Raw genomic sequence first — 8205 nt, 5'->3', positions numbered from 1 at the left:
TCCCTGTTCCCTGTTCCCTGTTCCCTGTTCCCTGTTCCCTGTTCCCTGTTCCCTGTTCCCTGTTCCCTGCTCTCACAGACAACTTTTTCAGTAAGCCCTAATTAGTACCAGTAGAACGTAATGCCATAGACATAATAGTTTTTTGGGAATTGGCTTCTGGACAGTTATCACCGGGGCATCTTTGGATATAATTACCATCAGGTTGTAGTTCCCAAGCATGGCGATTATCTGCTAACATAATTCCTAATATTTCTTGTAGATCTTTAGCAATATCTTGGTCTTTTATTGGTGTAATTACTTCCACGCGCCGATCTAAATTACGACGCATCCAATCAGCACTACCAATATATATTTCTTCTTGACTATTATTGTAGAAGTAATATATGCGAGAGTGTTCTAAAAAGCGGCCAATAATGCTAATTACACGAATGTTTTCGCTCAGGTTTGGTATTCCGGGACGTAAACAACAAATACCGCGAATAATTAGGTCAATTTGTACGCCAATACGAGAGGCTTCGTATAATGTAGAAATGATTTGTGGATCAACTAGAGCATTCATTTTCGCAACAATTCGGCCGGAAAATCCATTTTGGACATTGGCAATTTCGCGGTGAATTAATTCGAGAAAGCGATCGCGCATATTCACAGGTGCTACCATAATTTCTCGATAGGATTTTTGACGAGAATAGCCTGTTAAGAAATTAAATACATCTGTTAAATCTGCACCCAATTCTTCCCGACAACTAAATAAGCCTAAATCTGTATAGAGTCGTGCTGTTTTCTGATTATAATTCCCAGTACCAATATGTACATAACGACGCATTTTATCTTTTTCCCGTCGCACTACTAGAACTATTTTGCTATGGGTTTTTAACCCTACTAAACCATAAACAACATGAACACCCACTCTTTCTAAACGTCTTGCCCAATAAATGTTATTCTCTTCATCAAATCGTGCTTTTAATTCTACTAATACGGAAACTTGTTTGCCATTTTCTGCCGCAGTAATTAAAGCATTGACTATCGGTGAATCCCCGGATGTTCGGTAAAGGGTCATTTTGATGGCTAGAACGTGGGGATCATGGGCAGCAGTAGTAATAAAGCGCACAACTGTACCGGAAAAGGATTGATAAGGATGATGCACTAGTAAATCTTTTTCTCGAATTACGGAGAAAAAGTCTTTTCCTTCTTCTGGTTCGTTGATATCAGTATCAATACTGGGTTCTCTAAGTCTTTGTAACCGGAAGGGAACAACAGATTGACGCGGGGGATCTTTGAGTTCTGGTAGGGGTAATGCGAGAAAATATATTAAATCCCGCAGTGCTAAAAGACCATCAACTTCATAAACATCGCTTTCAGTTAATCCTAAATCCTGTAAGAGACGAGAACGTACTAAGGTGGGGGTTTGGGAGCGAATTTCTAACCTGACAGTATTTCCTCCCATGCGACGCTTGCGGAGTTCTTGTTCAATAGCTAGGAGGAGATCATCTGCTTCGTCTTCTTCCAATTCTAAGTCAGCATCGCGGGTAATACGGAAAGGGTGATATTCTTGAATAATCATTCCTGGAAAAAGGGATTCTAAATTATGGGCGATCGCCTGTTCTAAAGGAACTCCTGTCCAGTGTATAGTGTTATAATCTTCCTGGGTTGCTAATTCTGGCGGTATGGGCAAAAATCTGGGTAAGACTTTGGGAACTTTGACTCTAGCAAAAAACTCCTCTTCTGTTTCCGGATTTTTGACCACCACTGCTAAATTTAAACTGAGATTAGAAATGTGGGGAAAGGGATGACTAGGATCAACAGCTAGAGGAGTAAGAACGGGAAAAACCTGTTCCTGAAAATAATTGTCTAAGTGATTTCGCTGTTTTTGATTCAATTCTATGTAATCTAAAATGTAAATTCCCTTTTGGGTTAAAAGTGGCCGCAGAACTTCCTCAAATTCTGCGTTGTGTCTTTTCAGTTGGGGTTTGAGATGTGAACGAATATCATCTAGTTGTTTTTGTGGTGTCCGTCCATCAGGTGTTAATAAATTGACAGTGGCTTCTACCTGTTGTTTTAACCCTGCTACTCGCACCATGAAGAACTCATCTAAGTTAGAACTGAAAATAGCCAGAAATTTCAGCCTTTCTAATAGGGGGGTTCTAGGATCACAAGCTTCATGTAATACTCGGTGATTAAATTCTAGCCAACTTAACTCCCGGTTAATGTAGTATTGTGGATCATTTAGATTAATAGAGGTATTATTTTTTTTTGATTTCGCCATGATCATTTAGATAAAGTAGATATTGTTTATGAAGTATGAATATAAATATCTTAATTGTTACTGCATAGATTTTTACAGTTCCTGATATAAAAACTTGAGCAAATTCTTAATTGAGTATTTCTATGTATAAAAATGTATTTTATATATAAATAAATATTCCCCTAAAATAATATAGCGGTATGCACTTGAATGAGATAGAGAATTTAACCAAAAACCATACACAGAAGGACTTTGACCTCTGTTTCCTGTTCCCTGTTCCCTGTTCCCTGTTCCCTGCTATAAAATATAAAATTCTGAGTGTAAAGAGTTCCCTCCAACCTCCCAGACAAATTTTTGTTACCAACCATACATATTAATTTTATGTCTATTTACCTATTTCAAGCGACTCGTCGTCGGTTAGCGATTTGGTACACGGCTATAACTGCAATTTTATTATTATTATTTGCTAGTGGCGTATATTTATATGTTCACAGTACATTAATTGAAAGAGTTGATGATACATTATATCATGTAGTGGAAGTTGTCGAGCGTTCCTTAGTCATTGAAGCCACAAAAATTCAACCTAATCAACTGCGAGTAAATGTAAAATCTAGTTTTCCTAATAATGCTGAAAACGCCGAAGATGATCGCATTGAGTTAGAGTGGTTTAGTCCTAATGGTGAATTATTGTGGTCAACTTTTTCGGAAATATTAAATATTCCTATTCATCCTAATCTAAAAGGTGAAACTGTGCAAGTAGCAAGCAAAGGAGGATGGGGAGAATCTGCACAATTATTAAGACAAGTTACCAAAAGAATAGAAAGAGGAAGACAGGTTTTAGGATATTTACGAGTAAGTCATCCTTGGTTTGAGGTGACAAAACCTAGCCGACAATTAATTTTTGATTTGGCTTTAGGAATTGGTTTAATGCTATTGTCAGTAGCAGCTAGTGGTTGGTTTTTGTCGGGTAAAGCCATGAAACCTGTGGGAGAATCTTACCAGCGTTTAAAACAATTTACTGCTGATGCTTCCCATGAATTAAGAAGTCCTATTGCTTTAATTCAAACTAATGTTCAGGTGGCTTTGGCTGATTTAGATTTAGTCAAAGAAGAAAATAATACTCTTCAATATCGTCAACAATTAAAAATCATGGAAAGACTGACTCAACGCATGGGGAAGTTAGTTAATGATTTGCTATTTTTAGCTAGACAAGATAGTGGAATTAACACAGATGTATTTTCCCCTTGTCCTCTTGATGCTTTATTAATGGAAGTAGTGGAAGAACAACAACTTGTAGCGAGGGAAAAACAAATTAATTTGGTTTTGAATTTAGTCGCTTCTCCTGGGACAGAAGTTAATCCTGAATTACAAGAAAATTGGTTTACTCTCATCGGAAATTGGGAGCAATTAGTCAGATTATTTACAAATTTGATTGGTAATGCTTTGCAATATACTCCTGTACAGGGAGTCATAAAAGTGGAGCTAGAAAGAATTGAAGGGATAAATCGAGTTACAGGAAGACGTTGCACCAATTCTCATTTACAAATTAAAGTTAGTGATACGGGAATTGGTATTCCTACGGACGCACTACCAAAATTGTTTGACCGCTTTTATAGAGTTGATCCGGCGCGAACACATATAAGCGAAAAAGGCTGCACCACTACAAATACTGGTTCAGGATTAGGATTAGCGATCGCTCAAGCCATTATTGCCCATCATCAAGGACAAATTCAAGTAGTCAGCACACTGGGTATAGGTACTACTTTCATTGTGATTTTACCCGTAAAACCGCCAAATTCGGAATTAAATTGACAACGGAACAATGACCAATCCATCTGATTTTGTTAAGCTATGTGATAGTGTCGCGTGAGATTAGCCTAAAGATGCCAATATTCGGACTAGGAGGTGGTAGTGTGCCAAAACACATTCGGTTAGTTTCTCTTTTAGTTGCTTGCAGTTTATGGAGTATTCCCGCTTCTGCTCATGCTCAAGCATTTATACCCCATACAGTGCAAATTAATCACGCACAGTTGGAAAAGCAGGGTTTGAATTTTGCACGGGAGGCGGCTCAATTAGCTCAGTTTCAGCAAATTGAACCAGCATTAATCAGAGCCGAATTGGCGGTGAAACTGGCTCCGCAGAATGATAAAGTCTGGTGGTTGCTAGGGAGTTTGTATTTACAAACTAAAGAATTTGATCAAGCTATTACCACACTGAATAAAGCCCAAAAACTCAACCCCAAAAACGCTGAAGTGCTGTTTACCTTGGGTTCAGCCAAGTTTCAAAAAAAAGATTACCAAGGAGCAATCACCGATTATCAAGCAGGTTTGAAATTAAAACCCAATTATTCGGGAGGGTTATTTGATTTGGGTAATGCTTATTATATGCTAAATAAACTACCCGAAGCGATCGCTCAATTCAATTTGGCTGTCAAACAAGATCAAAAGTTTTGGCCAGCAATTAATAATATCGGCTTAATCAAATATCAACAAGGGGATATTTCCGGGGCAATTCAGCAATGGCAAACGGCAGTTAAGATTGATAAAAAAGCCGCAGAACCTTTATTAGCTTTAGCAATAGCTACCTACAATAAAGGGGAAATCCAGCCAGGGGTAAAAATGGGAGTATCCGCACTCCGCATTGATTCCCGTTATGCTGATTTAGATTTTCTCAAAGAGAATCTTTGGGGCGAACGGTTACTTTTAGAGGCAAAAAAATTCTTAGAATTACCGGAGGTTAAATCAGCATTACAGGAACTCAGAGAAGCGCCAACGCCCTAACCAAACAAAAATCCAGCCAGCAGAGGCCAGGAGTAGATAAGATTACCCATGACCTAATTATGCTTGTGGTAAGAGTCCTAAAATTTGGTCAACAAACTGTTGATGATCAACTACAGGCTTAGAAATGTAACCATCAGCACCGCTTTGTTTCAAAAAATTCTCTCGATCTCCTTCCATTGCGTGTGCTGTCACTAAAATCACTGGTAATTTAGCCGTTTGTGGGTCAGATTTCAACATTTGCGTAATTTTGATCCCATCAACGGACTTACTTTGGTATACACTACGGGACAGAGACACATCCATTAAAATTAAGTCAGCCGCTCCTGACAGGGCAATTTTGAGAATCTCTTCCACATTTTCTGTATGTTTTACACTCAACCCCCCGCGTTTAGTCAGAATTTTAGAAAAAACGCGAGCATTAATTAAATCATCGTCGACAATTAGAACTGTTTTCATGAAACTTTATACTCATAGAGTTAACACTTGGGCAATGTCTGTTGTATTTTTAATAATCTATAAGCTACAAAGATCCCATCAAGGATAATACTACTGCTTTTTATGTTCATGACTATTAAGATTGTGTGAGTATTTCTATTTAATCCGTGATGGTAAATTGCGGGGTATGTTATCTTTTAGCGACTGTTATGTAGTGAAAATTCAGGGAAAATTTAGGGAAAAACCTCATGGCAAAACAGTTAAACCTTCTCTCTAAGGGACAGGTAATCACCACCGCCTTGCACACCGAAATGCAACGGTCATACTTAGAATATGCCATGAGTGTGATTGTGGGGCGAGCTTTACCAGATGTCCGTGACGGCTTGAAACCAGTACATAGACGTATTTTATATGCTATGCACGAACTGGGTTTAACGCCAGATAGGCCTTATCGAAAATGCGCCCGTGTGGTGGGAGATGTTCTAGGTAAATACCATCCTCATGGTGATCAATCAGTATATGATGCTTTAGTACGCTTAGTACAAGACTTTTCCAGTCGTTATCCTTTACTGGCAGGACATGGTAATTTTGGCAGTGTTGATAACGACCCACCAGCAGCAATGCGTTATACAGAAACCCGTCTCGCTGCTGTGGGACAGGAGGGAATGTTAACGGAAATTGCTGAGGAAACTGTGGATTTTACGGGTAATTTTGACAATTCCCAACAAGAACCAACGGTACTACCGGCTCAATTACCATTTTTATTACTTAATGGTTGTGCGGGAATTGCTGTAGGAATGGCTACAAATGTCCCTCCCCATAATTTGGGGGAAATTGTTGATGGTTTAATTGCTTTAATTGACAATCCTGATTTAAGTGATGAAAAATTATTTCAACTAATTCCCGGTCCTGACTTTCCCACAGGTGGGGAAATTGTTGATCATGGGGGAATTAAAGAAGCCTATACCACTGGTAAGGGGGGGATTATCCTCCGGGGTATAGTAACAATGGAGGAAATTCCTGCCACTAGGGGAGGTAAACGTCGCACAGCTTTAATAGTTACAGAATTGCCTTTTCAAGTCAATAAGGCTGGTTGGATTGAAAAAATCGCCGATTTAGTCAATCAAGGTCGTTTACAGGGAATTTCTGACATTAGAGATGAAAGTGATCGGGATGGAATGCGCGTAGTTATTGAACTTAAACGCGATATAAATCCCCAAGAAATGCTTCAAAATCTGTATCAGCAAACAGCTTTACAAACGAATTTTGGCGCGATTCTATTGGCTTTAGTTGATGGACAACCCCGCCAATTAAGCTTACGACAACTATTGCAGGAATTTCTCAAGTTTCGAGAACATACTCTCAACCGTCGCTACAGTTATGAATTGGGAAAAGCAGAAAATCGGGTTAATATCCTCTCAGGATTACTCAAAGCTTTATCACATTTGGATGATGTCATCACTATATTACGGCAAGCTGCCGACGGAAGTACAGCCAAAATGACACTTTGTAGCCGCTTAGATTTGAGCGATTTACAAGCGGATGCAATTCTGTCCATGCCATTACGTCATCTCACCAGTTTAGAACAGCAAAACTTACAAGAGGAATTTGACCAACTTAACCGGGAGATTAGCGTGTTGCGGAAATTACTGGAAGATAGACAGGAATTACTCAAAGCTTTAAAAAAGGATTTGCGATCGCTCAAACGTAAATACAATGATCCGCGACGCACCAAAATAGTTAACACTAAAGAAAACCCTGTTTCAGAGGAGAAAGGTAAAACAGGAGTCGGGAGTCAGGAGAAGAAAGAAATCAGAACAGAAGTTGCAAAACTGGCCGCTGAAGAAACGATTTTAGAAGTCACGCAACGGGGTTATGTGCGCCGTATTTCTCCTAGTAGCAAAAAATCAAAAGGGGAAAATGGGTTGTTAGACCATGATTTCATTATTCAAACTGAATTAACTAATACCCACAAAGACTTATTAATCCTTACCAGCAGTGGTAAAGTTTACCCCATTACCGTGGGAGATATTCCCGTCACTACAGGACGTGCAACCAGGGGAACACCATTAATTACCATGCTGACCAATACTGCCCAGGGTAACACAGAAGGTGTCATTAGCCGTTTCTTGCTCCCAGAAAAACCCGAAACCCAGGAAATGGTGTTGTTGACCAAAGAAGGACGTATTAAACGCCTATCCTTATCAGAATTTGTGAATCTTTCCCGGCGAGGTATGACAATTTTAAAGCTGAAGGATAATGATGAGTTAGCTTTTACTCAATTCATTACTAGCGGACAACATATAATTTTGGCGAGTTCTAGCGGTCGTTTGTTGAGGTTTCCCGTTAATGACGAACAACTACCAATTATGGGTCGCGCTGCTATGGGATTACAAGCTTTCCGCCTTTTAAAAAATCAGCAAATGGTTGGTTGTGTCAATCTTAATCAAGATCACAAATTATTACTAGTGACTCAAGAAGGATTTGCCACTTCAATATCTTGGCCTGCTAATCAGTTGAGGGTTGCAAATCGGGGAGATTTAGGTATCCAAATTTTAAAATTTCATAACAAAACAGACAATTTAGCGGCAATGGTACAAGTAAAACCAGCGAGAGAAGTCGCACTCATGACCAATAAAGACCGGGTAATTCGGGTATCTGTGGATATAATTCCTAGCTTCAGCAAAGATACTAAAGGTGAAAGTATTTGTCAACTCAATCGAGATGAGAAAATTATTGCTGTGGTGG

The 8205-nt window shown here is 39.1% G+C and carries 6 protein-coding genes; 3 read left to right on the top strand and 3 right to left on the bottom strand.

Features of this window, described 5'->3' with window-relative positions; all coding sequences use genetic code 11:
• Positions 1 to 97: 97 nt before the first annotated feature.
• Both ppk1 and ACIR310F_RS25040 read right to left on the bottom strand, forming a co-directional pair.
• Positions 98 to 2263, bottom strand: coding sequence for a polyphosphate kinase 1 (gene ppk1 / locus ACIR310F_RS0100220; RefSeq protein ID WP_028082093.1), 2166 nt, complete (start codon positions 2261 to 2263; stop codon positions 98 to 100).
• A gap of 203 nt (positions 2264 to 2466) precedes the next feature.
• Entirely contained in the window at positions 2467 to 2610 is a 144-nt protein-coding gene (locus tag ACIR310F_RS25040; protein WP_155963550.1) for a hypothetical protein, read from the bottom strand.
• A 13-nt stretch (positions 2611 to 2623) separates the two neighbouring features.
• On the opposite strand from ACIR310F_RS25040, the gene ACIR310F_RS0100210 reads away from it, so the two are divergent.
• Together ACIR310F_RS0100210 and ACIR310F_RS0100205 are read left to right on the top strand one after the other, a co-directional pair.
• Positions 2624 to 4054, top strand: coding sequence for a sensor histidine kinase (locus tag ACIR310F_RS0100210; RefSeq protein ID WP_035367338.1), 1431 nt, complete (start codon positions 2624 to 2626; stop codon positions 4052 to 4054).
• Positions 4055 to 4155: 101 nt separating this feature from the next.
• Positions 4156 to 5022 (top strand): tetratricopeptide repeat protein, encoded by an 867-nt coding sequence (locus tag ACIR310F_RS0100205; protein WP_028082091.1) that lies wholly within the window; start codon positions 4156 to 4158, stop codon positions 5020 to 5022.
• Positions 5023 to 5079: 57 nt separating this feature from the next.
• On the opposite strand, the gene ACIR310F_RS0100200 is transcribed toward ACIR310F_RS0100205, so the two are convergent.
• Entirely contained in the window at positions 5080 to 5478 is a 399-nt protein-coding gene (locus ACIR310F_RS0100200) for a response regulator (protein WP_028082090.1), read from the bottom strand.
• Between the two features lie 227 nt (positions 5479 to 5705).
• On the opposite strand from ACIR310F_RS0100200, the gene gyrA reads away from it, so the two are divergent.
• Positions 5706 to 8205, top strand: a 2500-nt coding sequence (gyrA, locus tag ACIR310F_RS0100195; RefSeq protein ID WP_028082089.1) for a DNA gyrase subunit A, incomplete at its 3' end; no start/stop codon positions are given.

The sequence above is a fragment of the Dolichospermum circinale AWQC310F genome, assembly GCF_000426925.1.
GTDB lineage: Bacteria > Cyanobacteriota > Cyanobacteriia > Cyanobacteriales > Nostocaceae > Dolichospermum > Dolichospermum circinale.
Note: the sequence above shows the minus strand (reverse complement) of the source record. Positions and strands in the feature narration are given on the sequence as shown.